Origin of the sequence: Curtobacterium citreum (assembly GCF_006715175.1) — a bacterium.
Lineage (GTDB): Bacteria > Actinomycetota > Actinomycetes > Actinomycetales > Microbacteriaceae > Curtobacterium > Curtobacterium citreum.
In genome coordinates, this window is the sequence record NZ_VFMQ01000001.1 from 3,399,279 (window position 1) to 3,416,102 (window position 16,824).

General features: G+C 72.2%; 17 protein-coding genes. 7 read left to right on the top strand and 10 right to left on the bottom strand.

Going from position 1 to position 16,824, the window contains the following annotated elements:
- Positions 1-41: 41 nt before the first annotated feature.
- Positions 42-833 carry an alpha/beta fold hydrolase gene (locus FB462_RS16105; RefSeq protein ID WP_141862986.1) on the bottom strand — a complete coding sequence of 264 codons (792 nt, stop codon included), beginning with the start codon at positions 831-833 and terminating at the stop codon, positions 42-44.
- On the opposite strand from FB462_RS16105, the gene FB462_RS16110 reads away from it, so the two are divergent.
- Entirely contained in the window at positions 832-1,638 is an 807-nt protein-coding gene (locus FB462_RS16110; RefSeq protein WP_229666863.1) for an NAD(P)H-hydrate epimerase, read from the top strand. The two genes, FB462_RS16105 and FB462_RS16110, sit on opposite strands and share 2 nt — an antisense overlap.
- A gap of 54 nt (positions 1,639-1,692) precedes the next feature.
- Here FB462_RS16110 and FB462_RS16115 read toward each other — a convergent pair whose 3' ends face one another.
- Positions 1,693-2,637 carry a 2-deoxy-5-keto-D-gluconate 6-phosphate aldolase domain-containing protein gene (locus tag FB462_RS16115; protein ID WP_167510150.1) on the bottom strand — a complete coding sequence of 315 codons (945 nt, stop codon included), beginning with the start codon at positions 2,635-2,637 and terminating at the stop codon, positions 1,693-1,695.
- A gap of 60 nt (positions 2,638-2,697) precedes the next feature.
- Here FB462_RS16115 and ypfJ point away from each other — a divergent pair, with 60 nt between their 5' ends.
- The gene (ypfJ, locus tag FB462_RS16120; RefSeq protein ID WP_141862990.1) at positions 2,698-3,588 is read left to right on the top strand and encodes a KPN_02809 family neutral zinc metallopeptidase; all 891 of its coding nucleotides are present in this window, start codon (positions 2,698-2,700) and stop codon (positions 3,586-3,588) included.
- Positions 3,589-3,616: 28 nt separating this feature from the next.
- Here the strand turns inward: ypfJ and FB462_RS16125 are convergent, their stop codons facing one another.
- Positions 3,617-4,546: a DsbA family protein gene (locus FB462_RS16125; protein WP_167510151.1), complete on the bottom strand. Its 930-nt coding sequence runs from the start codon at positions 4,544-4,546 to the stop codon at positions 3,617-3,619.
- Positions 4,547-4,794: 248 nt separating this feature from the next.
- Between FB462_RS16125 and FB462_RS16130 the strand changes: the two genes are divergently transcribed.
- Positions 4,795-5,895, top strand: coding sequence for an ABC transporter ATP-binding protein (locus tag FB462_RS16130; RefSeq protein WP_058740485.1), 1,101 nt, complete (start codon positions 4,795-4,797; stop codon positions 5,893-5,895).
- A 116-nt stretch (positions 5,896-6,011) separates the two neighbouring features.
- Positions 6,012-7,310, top strand: a complete 1,299-nt coding sequence (locus tag FB462_RS16135; RefSeq protein WP_425277724.1) for a DUF4032 domain-containing protein — start codon at positions 6,012-6,014, stop codon at positions 7,308-7,310.
- Between the two features lie 258 nt (positions 7,311-7,568).
- On the opposite strand, the gene rlmB is transcribed toward FB462_RS16135, so the two are convergent.
- From rlmB to FB462_RS16155, 4 genes are read right to left on the bottom strand one after another with little or no spacing between them, the layout of a single operon-like run.
- Positions 7,569-8,579 carry a 23S rRNA (guanosine(2251)-2'-O)-methyltransferase RlmB gene (rlmB, locus tag FB462_RS16140; protein ID WP_058740486.1) on the bottom strand — a complete coding sequence of 337 codons (1,011 nt, stop codon included), beginning with the start codon at positions 8,577-8,579 and terminating at the stop codon, positions 7,569-7,571.
- 28 nt (positions 8,580-8,607) lie between these two features.
- Complete coding sequence (cysS, locus tag FB462_RS16145) at positions 8,608-10,017, bottom strand: cysteine--tRNA ligase (protein ID WP_114849459.1); 1,410 nt, start codon at positions 10,015-10,017, stop codon at positions 8,608-8,610.
- A 29-nt stretch (positions 10,018-10,046) separates the two neighbouring features.
- Positions 10,047-11,249, bottom strand: coding sequence for a 2-C-methyl-D-erythritol 4-phosphate cytidylyltransferase (gene ispD, locus FB462_RS16150; protein ID WP_167510207.1), 1,203 nt, complete (start codon positions 11,247-11,249; stop codon positions 10,047-10,049).
- 13 nt (positions 11,250-11,262) lie between these two features.
- On the bottom strand, positions 11,263-11,745 hold the full coding sequence (locus FB462_RS16155; RefSeq protein ID WP_017888066.1) for a CarD family transcriptional regulator: 483 nt from the start codon (positions 11,743-11,745) through the stop codon (positions 11,263-11,265).
- A gap of 159 nt (positions 11,746-11,904) precedes the next feature.
- Here FB462_RS16155 and FB462_RS16160 point away from each other — a divergent pair, with 159 nt between their 5' ends.
- Positions 11,905-12,510: a hypothetical protein gene (locus tag FB462_RS16160; RefSeq protein ID WP_114849457.1), complete on the top strand. Its 606-nt coding sequence runs from the start codon at positions 11,905-11,907 to the stop codon at positions 12,508-12,510.
- Between the two features lie 145 nt (positions 12,511-12,655).
- Here the strand turns inward: FB462_RS16160 and FB462_RS16165 are convergent, their stop codons facing one another.
- Both FB462_RS16165 and FB462_RS16170 read right to left on the bottom strand, forming a co-directional pair.
- Complete coding sequence (locus FB462_RS16165) at positions 12,656-13,336, bottom strand: response regulator transcription factor (RefSeq protein WP_058741548.1); 681 nt, start codon at positions 13,334-13,336, stop codon at positions 12,656-12,658.
- Positions 13,333-14,499: a sensor histidine kinase gene (locus FB462_RS16170; protein WP_058741549.1), complete on the bottom strand. Its 1,167-nt coding sequence runs from the start codon at positions 14,497-14,499 to the stop codon at positions 13,333-13,335. The genes FB462_RS16165 and FB462_RS16170 overlap by 4 nt, the downstream gene beginning before the upstream one ends.
- 158 nt (positions 14,500-14,657) lie before the next feature.
- Here FB462_RS16170 and phoU point away from each other — a divergent pair, with 158 nt between their 5' ends.
- The gene (gene phoU / locus FB462_RS16175; protein WP_058741550.1) at positions 14,658-15,329 is read left to right on the top strand and encodes a phosphate signaling complex protein PhoU; all 672 of its coding nucleotides are present in this window, start codon (positions 14,658-14,660) and stop codon (positions 15,327-15,329) included.
- A gap of 127 nt (positions 15,330-15,456) precedes the next feature.
- Positions 15,457-16,002, top strand: coding sequence for a P-loop nucleotide/nucleoside kinase family protein (locus FB462_RS16180; RefSeq protein WP_141862994.1), 546 nt, complete (start codon positions 15,457-15,459; stop codon positions 16,000-16,002).
- Positions 16,003-16,074: 72 nt separating this feature from the next.
- On the opposite strand, the gene FB462_RS16185 is transcribed toward FB462_RS16180, so the two are convergent.
- Positions 16,075-16,821 (bottom strand): phosphoglyceromutase, encoded by a 747-nt coding sequence (locus FB462_RS16185; protein ID WP_111228265.1) that lies wholly within the window; start codon positions 16,819-16,821, stop codon positions 16,075-16,077.
- Positions 16,822-16,824: the final 3 nt, after the last annotated feature.

Sequence of the window (16,824 nt, forward strand, 5' to 3'; positions counted from 1 at the left end):
CGCGTCGCGGAAGGCCCGCGACGTCGTGGCGCCGAGCGAGGTCACTGCGTGGTTCCGCCCCCGAGGAACGCGATCGCCCGCTCGCGGAACGCCCGCGACGTCGGGGCGTTGAAGTGGTTGCGCCCCGGGATCTCGAAGAAGTCCGCGTCCGGTGCCGCCGCCGCGAGCCGCACCGCGCTGTCCTTGATCCCGTCCTCGCTGCCCGCGGCCATCAGGATCGGCTGTGCGGGGGCGTTCTCGGGCGTCGGCTCGATGCTGTCCCGCATCCCCTCGACCATCGCGACGAGGGCCCGCAGGTCGTTCCCCTCCACCCCGGAGGCCATCTGCAGGTACCCGTTCGTGACGCGGTCCTCGATGGGGGTCCCGTCGACGATGTACGCCTTCGCCTGGTCGACGGCCACCCGGCGCATCGGGTCGGCGTCCGGGATGCCGCCGAAGACGGCGCGGGTCACGCGGTCCGGGATCCGCTCGGCGGTGTGCCAGCCGACGCGCGCGCCGAGCGAGTACCCGAGGTAGGCGACGTCGGACAGCAGGTAGGTGTCGATGACCGCGGTGACGTCCGCCACGAGCAGGTCCATCGAGTACGCGGACGGATCGTGCGGCTTCGACGATGCTCCGTGGCCGCGCTGGTCGAGCGCGACGACCCGGTAGCCGGCGCGGACGAGGTCGCGGGTCCAACCGGAGGCGTGCCAGTTGAGCACCGCGCTCGACGCGAAGCCGTGCACCGCGACGACGACGGGGGCGTCCGGGTCGCCGAAGTCGTAGGTGGCGAGCTTCAGCCCGTCCGGGGACATCACGGCACGTGGTCGGGGCGCTTCGGGGACGAGTGACATGGCGCGACCAGGCTACCGGGGCATGGTGGTCGACATGGACGGCTACGGCGGCGATCAGGTCCGGGCGGCGGAGCGGCCGCACCTCGAGGCGGGCGAGCCCCTCATGCAGCGGGCGGCCGACGGCCTCGCCCGGGTCGTGGGCGACCTGCTCGACGACCCCGCGGTCCGTCCGCAGGACGGGCCCGGTTCGGTGCTGGTCCTCGCCGGCAGCGGCGACAACGGCGGTGACGCCCTGTTCGCGGCGGCGCGGCTGGCGTCGGCCGGGAGGCACGTGGCGGTCGTGCGCGTCGGCCGACGTGTGCACGAGGCGGGCCTGGCAGCCGCGCTGGGAGCCGGGGCGCGCCTCCTGGCCGGTCCGACCCCGCCCCGTGGCGGGGTCGCGGCCGCCGGCGCTGCCGACGTGTTGCGGGCGGCGGTCGTGTCGGACGGCGAGCGGCTCGCGGCGCTGACCGCGGAGGCCGCGGAGCGGGCCGACCTGCTGCTCGACGGCGTCCTCGGCATCGGGGTGCGGGGCGCCACCGCGCTGCGTTCCCCCGCCCGCGAGGTCGTCGACGCGGTCCGGGAGCTCGCCCGCGACCAGCGCGCACCGTACGTCGTCGCCGTCGACGTGCCGAGCGGCATCGACGTCGACACGGGCGGCGTGGCCGACGACCACGTGCTGCACGCGGACGTGACGGTGACGTTCGGCGCGGTGAAGGCGGGGCTCCTGCGGGGGCCCGGTGCCACCCTCGCCGGGCGCATCGAGCTCGTGGACGTCGGCATCGGTGACGAGCTCGCGGCCGTGGAGCCCCTCGTCCGGACCTGACCGCCCCGGACCCCGGCCCGGGACCGGGACCGGGACCGGGACGGTGTCGCCGGGTCAGTGCCCGCCGGCGTCCACCCCGTCGACGACGTCCGGTCGCGCCTCGAGCCAGGTGTCGACGAAGTGCCGGTAGTTCGCCGCGATCAGCCGCTCGGCGCCCTCGTGGTCGAGGCCCTCGTGCACGACGTCGTCGAGCGCGTCCTCCCAGTTGCTCCGGCCGATCGCGAACCCGACGAACCCGTCCACCGGGGCCGCCGTCCGGAGCCAGTGGTCGAGCTGCTCCTCCGGGGCGTCCCGGCCGAGCACGATGCACTGCACGCCGTCCCGGCCACCCGCGCGGACGGCCTCGACCACGCGTCGGGCGTCCTCGGAGCGGTCGAGCCCCTCGAGCTTCCACACGTCCGGCTCGACTCCGTGCTCCTGCAGGTAGCCGACGACCTCGACGACGAGCCCGGGGCGGACGTCGCGGTCGTAGTCCGTCCCGCCGTCCTGCTGCTGCTCGTCCGTCGCGGGGACGAGGAGCTCGACGAGGAACGGCCGCCCGGCGTCGTGCAGGGTGCGGGACACCGCCGCGAGCCGCTCGGCCTGTGCGGCGCGCTCGTCGGCGTCGAAACCGGGGTTGTCGCGGACGAGCACCTTCACGAAGTCCGGGTCGAACGCGTCGACGTGCGCGACCCAGTCGTCGCCGTACTCCAGCTCGAACCACTCCCGGCCCGACCGCTCGACCGGCATCGCGAGCACCAGCCCGGCCTCCTTGACCAGCCGTGCGACGTCGGCGCCGTAGCGCTCGTCGACGAGGACGCCCGTGCGTGCCCGGGACGCGCCGGCGGCCAGCGCCGCGAGCACACCGCGGTAGACGAGCTGCTTGCCGGCGCGGACCCGCTCGGCGTCGGCCTCGTCGGCCGGCTCACCGGAGTCGTCGCCGTAGGTGTGCTCCAGCAGCGAGGACCGCTGGTCCATCGCGAAGAGGAAGAGGGGGTGCTGTTCGTCGAGGTCGGCCATGCCGGCCATGTTCCTCGCCGTCCCTCCGCGCCGACCCGGCGAGCGGGTACGTTCTGGCGCATGACCTTCAACGACGACTCCAGGCTGTCCGGCGGCAAGGTGCAGCGTCGCGGTCGCGGGGCGGCGATCGGCGGCGGCGCGGTGGGCATCGGCGCGATCGTGGTGTTCCTCGTCGCGCAGTTCACGGGCGTCGACCTCACGCCGTTCCTCGGCGGGGACGGGACCACCCAGATCCAGCAGCAGGGCGACACCGTCGACGCGGCGTCCCGGTGCCGGACCGGCCGCGACGCGAACCTCGACGTGGAGTGCCGGATGGAGGGCGCCGCGGAGTCGCTCGACGCCTACTGGATCCGGGAGTCCCGCGACCTCGGCACGGACTACGCCACCCCGGGCTTCGTGCTCTTCGACGGCTCGACGGGCACCGGGTGCGGGCAGGCGTCCGCCGCGACGGGACCGTTCTACTGCCCGCCGGACCGATCGATCTACCTCGACACCGCGTTCTACGACAACCTGCAGTCCCGCTACGGCTCGTCCGGCGGACCGCTCGCGCAGATGTACGTCGTCGCACACGAGTGGGGCCACCACGTGCAGCAGCTGCAGGGCACGTTCGCGGCGACCGACCGGTCCGGCACCGGAGCGTCGTCGGGGAGCGTCCGCGTCGAGCTGCAGGCGGACTGCTACGCGGGCGCCTGGGTGGGCGCGGCCGCGACGACGAAGGACGCCGACGGGCAGACCTTCTTCGAGCCGATCACGCGCGACCAGATCCGGGACGCCCTGTCGGCCGCGAGCGCGGTCGGCGACGACAGCATCCAGGAGCGGGCCACCGGCAGCGTCGACCCGGACTCGTTCACGCACGGGTCGAGCGCGCAGCGCCAGGCGTGGTTCACGCGCGGGTACGAGCAGGGCGTGACCCGGTGCGACACCTTCAGCGTGCCGGGGTCCGCGCTGTAACGGCTGGCCGGCGCTGCCGGGCGGCCGGCTACTCGGCGGACGGCGTGGCCGACGCGCTCGGCGTCGGCGTCGGCGTGCCCTCGGTCGCCCCCGCGGCGGACACAACGAACGTGCGGAAGTCGTCGTTGGTGATCGGGGAGGTGAGCTCGTACTGCTTGCCGTTCACGAGCACGAGCGGCGTACCGGGGAAGTCCTGCAGGTCCGAACCCGGGACGTCGCCAGCCGTCACCGCGGTCGTCCGCTCGTCGACCCACTTCGCGAAGGTCTGGTCGGCGATGCAGTCCCGGATCGCACCGGCGTCGCGGATCCCGTCCACCCCGGTGACGATGCGCTGCAGCTGTGCGTCGGTGAGCCCCGCGGTGCCCTGCTCCGGCTGGCGGGCGAAGAGCGCCTGGTTCACGGCGTAGAACTGGTCGGGCGAGCGGTCCGCCACGCACGCGGCGGCGTTCGCGGCCCGGAGCGAGTACTTCGTGCCCTGCGACCGGTTCGACAGGGTCGCGATCGGGTGGATGTCGACCGTGGCGGCACCGGACTCGGCGAGGCTCGCGATGTAGTCGCCGTTCGCCTTCTCGAACTGGCCGCACGTCGGGCAGAGGTAGTCGACGTACATCGTGATGCGGACGCTCGGCGCCGCGGTCGCGCTCGGGTCGGCCGACGGCGAGGCGTCCGAGGAAGCGGACGAACCCGACCCCACGGCCTTCAGGTCCTGCCCGATGGTGATGCCGCCCTGCGACATGTTCGCGGGTCCGGGGCCGGCGGGCTGCGTCGAGTCGACGAGCACCAGCGTGACGACGGCCGCCGCCGCGACGAGCACGACGCCCAGGCCGATCTGCAGGCCGAGCCGGGTCCCGCGCTGCCGGCGCTTCTGCTGCGTCCGGATCCGCTGGGCCCGCTGTCGCGCGGCCTCTCGTCGTTCGTTGCGCGCGGCGCGTGCGTCACCCTCGGGGCGGTTGGTCATGCGTCGATGGTCCTCACGTCGATCCTGGTGTCCGCACGGCTTCCCCCGCACGCCGGACGGACCCGCCGATCGTAGTGGTCCTTCCTGGGACCAGCCAACCAGGTCGTCCGGGGCACTGGCGCTGCGGGGGGAACTCGTGTTGTATGAGCATCGATGGTCGACGGCGACCATCCGGGGCCCCATCGGGCAACCGCTTCACAACGGATCGTCCGGCACGTACCTGCCGGTGAAGGAAGGATCGAACGCTCATGGCGTCCGTCACCTACGACAAGGCAACCCGTCTCTACCCCGGAGGCAACCGCCCCGCGGTCGACTCCCTCGACCTGGACATCGCCGACGGCGAGTTCCTCGTCCTCGTCGGCCCCTCCGGCTGCGGCAAGTCGACCTCGCTGCGCATGCTCGCCGGCCTCGAAGAGGTCAACTCCGGTGCGATCCGCATCGGCGAGCGCGACGTCACCGACGTCCCGCCGAAGGACCGCGACATCGCGATGGTCTTCCAGAACTACGCGCTGTACCCGCACATGACCGTCGCCGAGAACATGGGCTTCGCGCTCAAGATCGCCGGTGTCGGCAAGGAAGAGCGCGCCACCCGCGTGCAGGAGGCCGCCAAGCTCCTGGACCTCGAGCAGTACCTCGGCCGCAAGCCGAAGGCGCTCTCCGGTGGTCAGCGTCAGCGCGTCGCGATGGGCCGCGCCATCGTCCGTCAGCCGCAGGTGTTCCTCATGGACGAGCCGCTGTCGAACCTCGACGCCAAGCTCCGCGTCCAGACCCGCACGCAGATCGCCTCGCTGCAGCGTCGCCTCGGCGTCACCACGGTCTACGTCACGCACGACCAGACCGAGGCGCTGACCATGGGCGACCGCATCGCGGTGCTCAAGGACGGCATCCTGCAGCAGGTCGGCACCCCGCGCGACCTGTACGAGAAGCCGAACAACGTGTTCGTCGCCGGCTTCATCGGTTCGCCCGCCATGAACCTGCTCCCGGCCGACGTCGTCGAGGGCGGGATCAAGTTCGGCACGCTGAACCACGCGATCGACCGCGACACGCTGTCGAACGCGCGCGCCGGGCAGATCACCGTCGGCATCCGTCCCGAGGACGTCATCGTCTCGACCTCGGGCGAGGGCCTGCCGGTCACGGTCGACGTCGTCGAGGAGCTCGGCGCCGACGGCTACCTGTACGGTCACGCCGACGTGAACGGCCAGCGCGCCGACATCGTCGCCCGTGTCGACGGTCGCTCGCACCCCTCGATCGGTGACACGATCGTGATCGCGCCGAAGCAGGGCCACGTCCACGCCTTCGACACCGAGTCGGGCGAGCGTCTCGACGACAAGGCCGTCGTCAGCGCCTGACGCTGGAACAGCCGGACAGGAGGCGCGGTGCCAGCTGGCACCGCGCCTCCCGTCTGCCAGCCGCGCGTACCAGCAGGAGCCACCCGTATCAACAGGAGCCAACCGTGCCCGACTCCATGTCCATCACCGCAGCCACCGTCGACCCCGGTCTCCTCGACCTGCCGTGGGACCTGCCGCTCGAGGACTGGCCGGACGACGTCATCGTCGCGCTCCCGAAGGGCATCTCGCGGCACCTCGTCCGCTTCGTGCACCTGAGCGGGTACGTGGCCGCCGTGAAGGAGACCGGCGAAGAGGTCGCCCGTGCGGAGTACGAGATGCTCAAGACGCTGCAGCGCATGGACGTGCCGTGTGTGGACCCCGTGGCGGTCATCACGAACCGCGTCGACGAGCACGGCGAGCCGCTGCACCCGGTGCTCGTCACCCGGCACCTGCGCTTCTCGCTGCCGTACCGGGCGCTGTACTCGCAGACCCTCCGCCCGGAGACGGCGACGCGACTCGTCGACGCCCTCGCCCTGCTGCTCGTCCGGCTGCACGTGATCGGCTTCTACTGGGGCGACGTCTCGCTCTCGAACACGCTGTTCCGCCGTGACGCCGGCGCGTTCGCGGCCTACCTGGTCGACGCCGAGACCGGCAAGCTCTACCCCGGCGGACTGTCGAACGGGCAGCGCGAGAACGACCTCGAGGTCGCGCGCGTCAACATCGCGGGCGAGCTGCTCGACCTCGAGGCCGGTGGGCGGCTCGACGAGAACGCCGACGCCGTGGACGTGTCGAACCGCATCGTGGCGCAGTACCGGACGCTCTGGAAGGAGCTCACCGGCACCGAGCAGTTCGACATCAAGGAGCGCTGGCGCATCAACGACCGGGTCGAGCGGCTCAACGCGCTCGGCTTCGACATCGAGGAGCTGTCGATCCACACGACAGAGGGCGGCTCGCAGGTGCGGATCCAGCCCAAGGTCGTGGACGCGGGGCATCACCAGCGCCGGCTGCTCCGCCTGACCGGACTGGACGCGGGCGAGAACCAGGCGCGGCGGCTGCTCAACGACCTCGATGCGTACCGGGCGCGCAACGGCCGGGACCGGCTCGACGAGGAGATGGTGGCGCACGAGTGGGTCTCGCGCGTGTTCGAGCCCGTCGTGCGCTCGATCCCGCGGGACCTGCGCGGACGGCTCGAGCCCGCCGAGGTCTTCCACGAGCTGCTCGAGCACCGCTGGTACATGTCCCAGGAGGAGGAGCGTTCGGTCTCCCTCCCCGAGGCCACGACCGCGTACATCAACGACGTGCTCCGGCACCGCCGCGACGAGCGCCTGCTGATCAACCCGCCGACCTCGTCCATGACGCTGCCGATCCCGGTCGTCGACGACGCAGACACAGCGTCCGACGAGGAGGACGTCGAGGACTGGCGCGCGAGCGTCTGACGCTGCCGGGTCACGCGCCTTCCGGGGCGCGCCTGGCCCGCTCGCGTTCCGCGAGCGGGCCAGATCTGTCACGTTCGCGGCCCGCAGCCGACACTTGGTGCATGCTCGGCGGACCGCACGCGGCACGTCGTGAACGCTCGCGGCGCGAGACGGGCGGGCGGACGGACAGGAGGCCCGGTGCCGGTCACGTGGACCGGCACCGGGCCTTGCGGTGGTCGCGCTGGTGCGCGCAGCGCTCGTCCGCGCAGCGCTCGTCGCTTACTGGGCGCGTCGGCGCCGGGCGACCTCCCACAGGGTGACGCTCGCGGCGATGCCGGCGTTGAGCGACTCCGTGGCGCTCGAGATCGGGATCGAGACGATCGCGTCGCAGGTCTCGGTGACCAGGCGCGACAGGCCCTTGCCCTCGGACCCGACGACGATCACGATCGGCCGGTCGGCGAGCTCGAGGGCGTCGAGCTCCACGTCACCGTCACCATCGAGGCCGAGCACGAAGAGGCCCATCGACTTGAGCGACTTCAGGGTCTGCGTCAGGTTCGGCGCCATCGCGACCGGGGTGCGGGCGGCGGCACCGGCGGAGGTCTTCCACGCCGACGCGGTCACCCCGACCGAGCGACGCTGCGGCACGATGACGCCGTGCCCGCCGAACGCCGCGGTCGAGCGGATGATCGCGCCGAGGTTCCGCGGGTCGGTGATGCCGTCGAGCGCCACCATGAGCGGCACCTGATCGCGGGAGAACGCACGCTCGGCCAGGTCCTCGGCGACCGCGTACTCGTACGCCGGCACCTTGAGCGCGACGCCCTGGTGCACGCTGTCGTGCCCGGTGATGCGGTCGAGCTCCGGCCGCATGATCTCCATGATCGGGACACCTCGGTGGTTCGCCAGCGCCAGGATCTCCTTGACGCGGTCGTCGACCTCGATGCGGGCGGCGACGTAGAGCGTCGTCGAGGGCGTCTTCGTGCGCAGGGCCTCGAGCACGGAGTTGCGTCCGGTCACGAGCTCCGAGTCGTCGGTCTTCCGCTGCGGCGGGCGGCCGGTGCGCTGCTGCGGCGAGCTCGAGGCGCCGTGGCGACCCCGAGCGGCCTCGAAGCGCTCCTTGGCGGCCTTGCGCTTGCCGGCGGGGTGGTACGGCCGGTCCTCGGCCTTCGGCGTGGGCTTGCGCCCCTCGAGCGCCTGCGCGCCCTGGCCGCCGGAGCCGACCTGCTTGTTGCCCTTGCGGCCGGAGCGGACGGCGCCGGGCCGGCCCTTCTTGCTCCCCGAGACGTTCTTCATTGCTCTCTCCTGTCCGGCACGGCCGTTGTCAGGCGATGCTCCAGCGTGTTCCTGCTGCGGTGTCCTCGATGGTGATCCCCGCGGCTGCGAGGTCGTCGCGCACGCGGTCCGCCGTGGCGAAGTCCCGTGCGGAACGGGCGTCCGCGCGCTCCTGCACGAGGCGGTCGACGAGCGCGGCGAGCGGTGCGGCCGAGACGTCCTGACCACCACCGGACCAGTGGGCCGCTCGCGGGTCGATGCCGAGGACCTCGACCATCGCGGCCACCTGATGGTACGCGACCCCGAGCGCTTCCGCATCGTCGGCGTCCAGGGCGGCGTTCCCGGCGCGCACGGTGTCGTGCAGCACGGCGAGGGCCTGGGGCACCGAGAGATCGTCGTCCATGGCCGCGGCGAAGGCGTCGGGCACCCCCGCGGCGGTCGTCGCGTGCTGCCCGGTCAGGCGGCCGGCGGCACGGTCGAGGAACCCGGCGATCCGGTCGTACGCCGCCTCGGCCTCGGCCAGGGAGCCCTCGTGGTGGTCGATCGACGAGCGGTAGTGCGCGGCGCCGAGGAAGTACCGGACGACCGCCGGCCGGGCGGCGCCGAGGAAGTCCGCGGCGAAGATCGAGTTGCCGAGCGACTTCGACATCTTCTGCCCGTCGACGGTCACGAGTCCGTTGTGCAGCCAGTACGACGCGAAGCCGTCACCGGCAGCGGTCGACTGCGCGAGCTCGTTCTCGTGGTGCGGGAAGCGCAGGTCGAGCCCGCCGCCGTGCACGTCGAACGCCGGACCGAGGTACCGGCGGGACATCGCGGAGCACTCGATGTGCCACCCTGGCCGACCCGGGCCCCACGGGGAGTCCCACGTCGCGGTCGCCGGCTCGCCGGGCTTCGCGCCCTTCCAGAGCGCGAAGTCCCGCGGGTCCCGCTTGCCGCGCGGGTCGGCGTCGGCGGCGTCCACCATGTCCTCGCGGCGCTGCCGGGTCAGGGCGCCGTAGTCGGCCCAGCTGCCGGTGTCGAAGTAGACGTCGCCGGAGCCGTCCGCGGCGGCGTAGGCGTGCCCGCGCTCGATGAGCCGCTGGATGATGTCGTGCATCTGCGGCACGCTCGCGGTCGCACGGGGTTCGTACGTCGGCGGCAGGATGCCGAGGGCGTCGTACGCCGCGGTGAACTCCCGCTCGACGCGGTACGCCCGGGCGAACCACGGCTCGTCGGTGCCCGCAGCCAGGTCGAGCACCTTGTCGTCGATGTCCGTGACGTTCCGCACGAGGGTGACGTGGTAGCCGCGGTAGGTCAGCCACCGGCGCCAGACGTCGTACACGAGCGCCGAGCGCAGGTGCCCGATGTGGGGCGACGACTGCACCGTCGGACCGCAGACGTACATGCTCACCTGTCCGTCGACCAGCGGGACGAGGTCGACGACGGCTGCGGCGCGGGAGTCGTACAGGCGAACGGTCACCCGTCCAGCCTAGGACGTCGGACGGGCGGTCAGGCGGGGCGCACCACGGCGGTCGCGATCGCGGCGAGCCCCTCGCCGCGTCCGGTCAGCCCGAGCCCGTCGGTCGTCGTGCCGGACACCGCGACGGGTGCCCCGACGACCGCGGCGAGGGCGTCCTGCATCTCGGTCCGCCGTGCCCCGATGCGCGGGCGGTTGCCGATCACCTGCACCGTCACCGAGGTCGGCACGAGACCCGCCGCCGCGAGCAGTTCGACGGCCCCGCGGACGAACACGTCGCCGGACGCGCCCGCGTACCGGGGGTCGGAGGTGCCGAACCGACCGCCGATGTCCCCGAGCCCGCCGGCGGAGAGCAGCGCGTCGCAGACGGCGTGCGCCACGGCGTCCCCGTCGCTGTGGCCGGAGAGTCCGGGCTGTCCGGGGAAGTCGAGCAGGCCGACGCGGCAGGGCGATGCGTCGTCGAACGCGTGCACGTCGACGCCGAGCCCGATGCGGACCGTGGGCAGCGCCGAGTCCGCGACGATCGCCTCGGCCCGTGCGAGGTCCCAGCGGGTGGTGATCTTGAACGCGTCGGCGTGCCCGGGGACCGTGCGGACCACGCCGCCCGCCGCACGGAACACCCCGGCGTCGTCGGTCTCGGACCGCTGCGCCGCCGCGTACGCGTCCCGGAGGGCCCGCAGCGGGAACACCTGCGGGGTCTGGACACCGACGAGCGCGGACCGGTCGACCGTCTCGACCACCAGGTCGCCCTCGACCCGCTTGACGGTGTCGGTCACGGGCAGCGCCGGGACGACCCCGTCCCCGGTCGTCTCCGCGCGCTCGAACACGGCGGCGAACTGCGCCGCCGGGGTCAGGCACCGGGCGGCGTCGTGCACGCCCACCCACTCGATGCCGTCGGGCAGCGCGTCGAGCCCGGCCTGCACGGACGCGTGCCGGTCGGCGCCACCGGCGACCACGCTCGTCAGGGCAGCGGCGGGACCCGCGACGGCCGCGACGAGCGCCCGGCACTCGTCCAACCGGGCGGTCGGCGCGACGACGACCACGAAGGTCGGCTCGGCCAGGGTGAACACCGTCCGCACCGCCCGCGTCAGCATGCGCTCGCCGGCGACCGGCACGAAGGCCTTCGCGTCACCGATGCCCAGGCGCGTCCCGGAGCCGGCCGCGACGACGACGACCGCCCTGCTCACCCGGGGTCCGGGGAGCAGGGCGGTCGTGTCGTCGTGCTGTGGCGCCAGGGTGCTGGTCGCGCTAGGAGGCGAGGACCTCGTCGAGGACGGTCGACGCCTTGTCCTCGTCGGTCTTCTCGGCCAGGGCCAGCTCGGAGATCAGGATCTGGCGCGCCTTGGCCAGCATCCGCTTCTCGCCCGCCGAGAGCCCGCGGTCCTGGTCGCGGCGCCAGAGGTCACGGACGACCTCGGACACCTTGATGACGTCACCGGAGGCGAGCTTCTCGAGGTTCGCCTTGTAGCGGCGCGACCAGTTGGTCGGTTCCTCGGTGAACGGTGCCCGGAGGACCTCGAACACCTTGTCGAGTCCTTCCTTGCCGATCACGTCGCGGACGCCGACCAGGTCGACGTTGTCCGCCGGGACCTCGATCGTCAGGTCACCCTGCGTGACGCGGAGTTTCAGGTAGACCTTCTCCTCGCCCTTGATGACGCGAGTCTTGACTTCAGAGATGGTTGCCGCCCCGTGGTGGGGGTAGACGACGGTCTCGCCGACCTCGAATTGCATGTATCAGGCTCCGTTCCCAGAACCCCCAGTTTACCACAAGGGCGTTTCGGGTAGTGGGGCCGGGGCGGACCCACACCCGGGTGATCGCTAGGATGGTGCCGGACCGTCCGGTCCACCATCGTGATCTTCCGGAGGAATCTCTTGCGAGCTCGGGTACTCGTGTCCGTCGCCGTTGCGGCAACCATCGCGCTCGGCGCCACCGGCTGCGAGTTCATGTCGCCGGCGCACACGACGGAGATCAAGCAGATCACCGACGGCGTGAACGTCACCACCGGCAAGCTCGACATCCGCAACGCGCTCTTCATCTCCGACCGCGGCGAGGACGCACGCTTCATCGGCACCGTCATCAACACCGACGAGTCCGAGGACATCACGCTCTCGATCGAGCTCGGCGGCGACACCCAGACGGTCGTCGTCCCCGCCGGCAGCCGCCGCGACCTCGGCACGAACACCCCGACGGTGTCGAGCAGCGAGGGCTCGAGCGCCCAGGAGGGCAGCGACTCGCAGGGCACCGAGCAGACCGGCGCGAAGGCGGTCGTCTTCGAGGGCGCGGACGCCCGGCCCGGCTCGCTCGTCAAGACCTACTTCTCGTACTCCGGCGCCGAGGGCGTCTCGGCCAGCGTCCCCGTGCTGACCAACGCGATGGAGGAGTACCAGAGCCTCGCACCGTCGCCGAGCCCCACGGGCACCGCGACGCCGGGCGCCGGCACCGAGTCCACCGACGGGGCCACCCCGACCGGCGAGGCCACCAGCTCCGGCAACTGACGCAGCGCGCCAAAGCGAGCGCGCACCAGGCGCGTCAGACTGGAGGCCCGGGGCCGGTTCCGAGAACCGGCACCGGGCCTCCAGTCCGTCCGGACCCGGCCGCGTCGCCGAGGCGACGCGACCAGGAACGGCCGACGGGTCGGGCTCAGCCCTCGATGCGGTAGCCGAGGCCGCGGACGGTGACGAGGATCTCGGGTGTGCTCGGCACGCGCTCGATCTTCGAGCGGATCCGCTTGATGTGCACGTCGAGCGTCTTGGTGTCCCCGAAGTAGTCGGACCCCCACACCCGGTCGATGAGCTGCCCGCGGGTGAGCACACGGCCGGCGTTCCGCAGCAGCAGCTCGAGCAGCTCGAACTCCTTGAGCGGCATCGGCGTCTCGGACCCGTCCACCGACACCGTGTGCCGCTCGACGTCCATCCGGATCCCGCCGACCTGCAGGATCCCGCTGTCGCCCGGGTCGTCCTCGGTCCGACGCCGCAGCACCGCCCGGAGCCGGGCGAGCAGCTCCCGCGTCGAGTACGGCTTCGTCACGTAGTCGTCCGCGCCGAGCTCGAGCCCGACGACGATGTCCACCTCGGAGTCCTTCGCGGTGAGCATGATGATCGGCACGTTCGACCGCGTGCGGATCTGCCGGCAGACCTCGGTGCCGCTGAGGCCCGGGAGCATGAGGTCGAGCAGCACGAGGTCCGGGTTCTCCGCGTCGAACTTCGACAGCGCGGTCACGCCGTCCGCCGCGACGGCGGTCTCGTAGCCCTCCCGCTGCAGGAGGAACTCCAGGGGCTCGCTCAGGGCCGGCTCGTCGTCGACGATGAGGATCTTGGTCACGATGGCTGCTCTTCCAGTTGCTCTTCGAGGGCGGTGGTGAGGTCGGGATCCGCCTCGGGGAGACGGATCGTGAAGGTCGAGCCCTTGCCGGGCTGCGACCAGACGCGCACGTCGCCGCCGTGGTTGCCGACGACGTGCTTGACGATGGCGAGGCCGAGCCCGGTGCCGCCGGTCGCCCGGGAGCGCGCCGGATCGACGCGGTAGAACCGCTCGAACACGCGGTCGAGGTCGGCCTCGGGGATGCCGACGCCCTGGTCGGTCACGGCGATCTCGACGAAGCCCTTCGCCGACCGGACGCCCACGCCGACGCGGGTGTGGTCCGGCGAGTACTTCACGGCGTTGGCGATGAGGTTCGACACCGCGACCTGCAGCAGCCCCGGGTCCCCCATCACGCGGAGCTTCGTGCGCTTCGCACGGACCAGGTCGATGTCCCGGGCGCGCGCGACGACCTCGTTCGCGTCGACGGCGGCCTGCACGATCTTGTCGATCGAGGTCTCCTCGCTGTTCTCCAGCGTGTCCACGGACTGCAGGCGCGAGAGCTCGATGATGTCCTTCGTGAGGGCACCGAGCCGCTCGGACTCGGTCATCAGCTGCCCGGCGAACTTCTTCACGTGCTCGGGGTCGTCCGCGGCGACGACCAGGGTCTCGGCGAGCAGGCCGATCGCGCCGATCGGGGTCTTCAGCTCGTGCGAGATGTTCGCGACGAAGTCCCGTCGGACCTCGTCGATGCGGCGGCTCTCGGTGAGGTCGTCGGCCGTGACGAGGACGTACCGGTTGCCGAGCTGCGCCGCCCGGAAGCTCAGGTAGCCGATGAGCTCGCCGCTCCGGCCGCGGGGCAGCTCGAGGTCCTCCGACCCCATCTCGCCGCTCCGACGCACCCGGTCCACCAGCTCGACGAGCTCCCGGTGCGCGAGCTTCCGCCGCACCACCAGCCCGACCGTGAGCGCCTGCGGCGAGGCCGCGACGACGGTGTTCGACGGGTCGACCACGACCGCCGGGTTGTGCATCGTCGCGATCACCGCGGCGACGCCGTCCGGCAGGGTCCGCTCCGCGACGTCGGCGGCACGGGCGGTGCGTTCCGCCGTGATGACGAGCACCACGACCCCCGCGCCGAACACCCCACCGAGGAGCATCGAGAGTGGCACGAGCCACACGTTGTCCATGCCGCCAGTGTAGGGACGGACACGTCCGGTTCCGACGCCGTTCACCCCCGGCGACGGTGTTTCCGGGTCCGCTGCGCGAGGTGTTCAGCCGCAGGTCACCGTTCGTTCACCTGCCCTGACGACACTCGACCGGTACGCATCAGAGAGGCACATCCCCCATGCGCGAAGTCTTCCAGCAGGAGCTCCAGGACGTCCAAGAGCGTCTGACCGAGATCGCCGGGCTCGTCGAGTCCGCGATCACCCGCGCGACGCAGGCGTTCAGCGACTCCGACGTCGCCCTCGCGGAGGAGGTGATCGCCGACGACGCCAAGATCGACGCCGCCGCGAACGCCCTCGACGAGGTCGCCATCGACATCCTCGCCCGCCAGGCCCCCGTCGCCCGCGACCTGCGCGTCGTCGTGACCGCGCTGCGCGTCAGCTCGTCGCTCGAGCGCATGGGCGACATGGCCGAGCACATCGCCCAGCTCGCCCGCCAGCGCTTCCCGGAGAAGGTCGTGCCGAAGGGCCTGCGCCCCACCTTCAAGAAGATGGGCGCGCACGACGTCGCGATGGCGCAGAAGCTCACCCGCCTGCTCGCCACCGAGGACATCGCGCTCTCCGCCGAGATCCGCGACGAGGACGACCAGGTCGACGAGCTGCACGCCAGCGTCTTCGACTTCGTGCTCGGCGAGACCTGGAAGGGCAACCCGATCGACACGGTGGACGCCACGCTCGCCTCGCGCTACCACGAGCGCTTCGCGGACCACGCGGTGTCGATCGCGAAGAAGGTGGAGTACCTGGCGACGGGCGACTGGGCCGGCGCCGCGTCGGTGACGGCCTCCCCCGCCTGACCCACCGCTCCCGTCGCGTCGCATCCGCAAGACGCAACGTCGGCGGTTCCTCGCAGCGCCATACCGCTGCGAGGAACCGCCCCTGTTGCGTTTTGCGCTCTGCGCAGGGGGACGGGAGGATCGTGGCATGGCTCAGGTCGCGATCGTCGTCAACGGGATGCCCGGTTCGGGCAAGAGCACGGTGGGGGCGGCCCTCGCCGAGGTGCTCGGCTGTCCCTTCCTGTCGAAGGACCGGATCAAGGAACCGCTCGCCGACGTCGTCGGCCCGATGATCGCCTCGCGTCCGCTCGGCGGGATCGCGATGGACACCATGTGGTCCATGGCGCGGGCCGTCGAGAACGGGGTCGTCCTCGACGCCGTCTGGCTGCCGTCGCGTGACCGGGACCGCCTGCAGGAGGGACTCGCCGCCGCCTCGTCGCCCCGCGCCGTCGAGGTGTGGTGCGACGTCGACCGGGCCACCGCCGAGGCCCGGCTGCGCGACCGGTACGACCCGGGCACCCTGCCGGTGCGCCACGAGGTGCACGGCGACCTCGCCGACGTCCTGGCGTTCTGGGACGAGCACGGCGACGCCGGCCCGGTCGCGCTGCCCGGGGTGCCCGTCGTCCGGGTGGACACCGCGCACCCGTACGACGTCGGGGCCCTCGTGCAGGAGATCGCGTCGCACTTTGTCTGACCCGACCGGTCCGACCGCCGCAGACGACGAACGCCCCGCCGGTCGCCGGCGGGGCGTTCGTCGTGGGGCTGCTTACTTCTTGGCGCCCTGGGCGGCGACCGCGGCGGCGCCGGCTGCGGCGGCCTCCGGGTCCAGGTAGTACGAGGGCTTCGTCGGACGGAAGTCGTCGTCGAGCTCGTACACGAGCGGGATGCCCGTCGGGATGTTCAGGCCGGCGATGTCGTCGTCGGAGATGCCGTCGAGGTGCTTCACGAGCGCCCGCAGCGAGTTGCCGTGGGCCGTGACGAGGACGGTCTTGCCCGCGCCGAGGTCCTTCGTGATGTCGGACTCCCAGTACGGCAGCAGGCGGTCGATCACGAGCTTGAGCGACTCGGTCCGGGGCAGCTGGTCGCCGAGGTCGGCGTAGCGGCGGTCGCCGGCCTGCGACCACTCGGCGTCGTCGGCGATCGGGGGCGGCGGCACGTCGAACGAGCGGCGCCACTCCATGAACTGCTGCTCGCCGTACTGCTCGAGCGTCTGCGCCTTGTCCTTGCCCTGCAGGTCGCCGTAGTGCCGCTCGTTGAGGCGCCAGTCGCGCTTGACCGGCAGCCACGCGAGGTCGGCCTCGAGCAGGGCGATGTCGGCGGTCTGGATCGCACGGGTCAGGAGCGACGTGTACAGGACGTCCGGCACGATGCCGGACTCGGCGATGAGCTCGCCGGCGCGCTTCGCCTCCTTCTCGCCCAGCTCGCTGAGCCGGACGTCGACCCAACCGGTGAACAGGTTCTTCTGGTTCCAGTCACTGTTGCCGTGACGGAGCAGGACGAGCGTGGAGGTCATGCG

Bases quoted from the DNA above. Each gene is read 5' to 3' on its own strand.
- FB462_RS16110 (WP_229666863.1), top strand. From the start codon at position 832: ATGGCGCGACCAGGCTACCGGGGCATGGTGGTCGACATGGACGGCTAC.
- FB462_RS16105 (WP_141862986.1), bottom strand. From the start codon at position 833: ATGTCACTCGTCCCCGAAGCGCCCCGACCACGTGCCGTGATGTCCCCG.
- FB462_RS16115 (WP_167510150.1), bottom strand. From the start codon at position 2,637: ATGGCCGACCTCGACGAACAGCACCCCCTCTTCCTCTTCGCGATGGAC.
- ypfJ (WP_141862990.1), top strand. From the start codon at position 2,698: ATGACCTTCAACGACGACTCCAGGCTGTCCGGCGGCAAGGTGCAGCGT.
- FB462_RS16125 (WP_167510151.1), bottom strand. From the start codon at position 4,546: ATGACCAACCGCCCCGAGGGTGACGCACGCGCCGCGCGCAACGAACGA.
- FB462_RS16130 (WP_058740485.1), top strand. From the start codon at position 4,795: ATGGCGTCCGTCACCTACGACAAGGCAACCCGTCTCTACCCCGGAGGC.
- FB462_RS16135 (WP_425277724.1), top strand. From the start codon at position 6,012: ATGTCCATCACCGCAGCCACCGTCGACCCCGGTCTCCTCGACCTGCCG.
- rlmB (WP_058740486.1), bottom strand. From the start codon at position 8,579: ATGAAGAACGTCTCGGGGAGCAAGAAGGGCCGGCCCGGCGCCGTCCGC.
- FB462_RS16155 (WP_017888066.1), bottom strand. From the start codon at position 11,745: ATGCAATTCGAGGTCGGCGAGACCGTCGTCTACCCCCACCACGGGGCG.
- FB462_RS16170 (WP_058741549.1), bottom strand. From the start codon at position 14,499: ATGGACAACGTGTGGCTCGTGCCACTCTCGATGCTCCTCGGTGGGGTG.
- phoU (WP_058741550.1), top strand. From the start codon at position 14,658: ATGCGCGAAGTCTTCCAGCAGGAGCTCCAGGACGTCCAAGAGCGTCTG.
- FB462_RS16180 (WP_141862994.1), top strand. From the start codon at position 15,457: ATGGCTCAGGTCGCGATCGTCGTCAACGGGATGCCCGGTTCGGGCAAG.
- FB462_RS16185 (WP_111228265.1), bottom strand. From the start codon at position 16,821: ATGACCTCCACGCTCGTCCTGCTCCGTCACGGCAACAGTGACTGGAAC.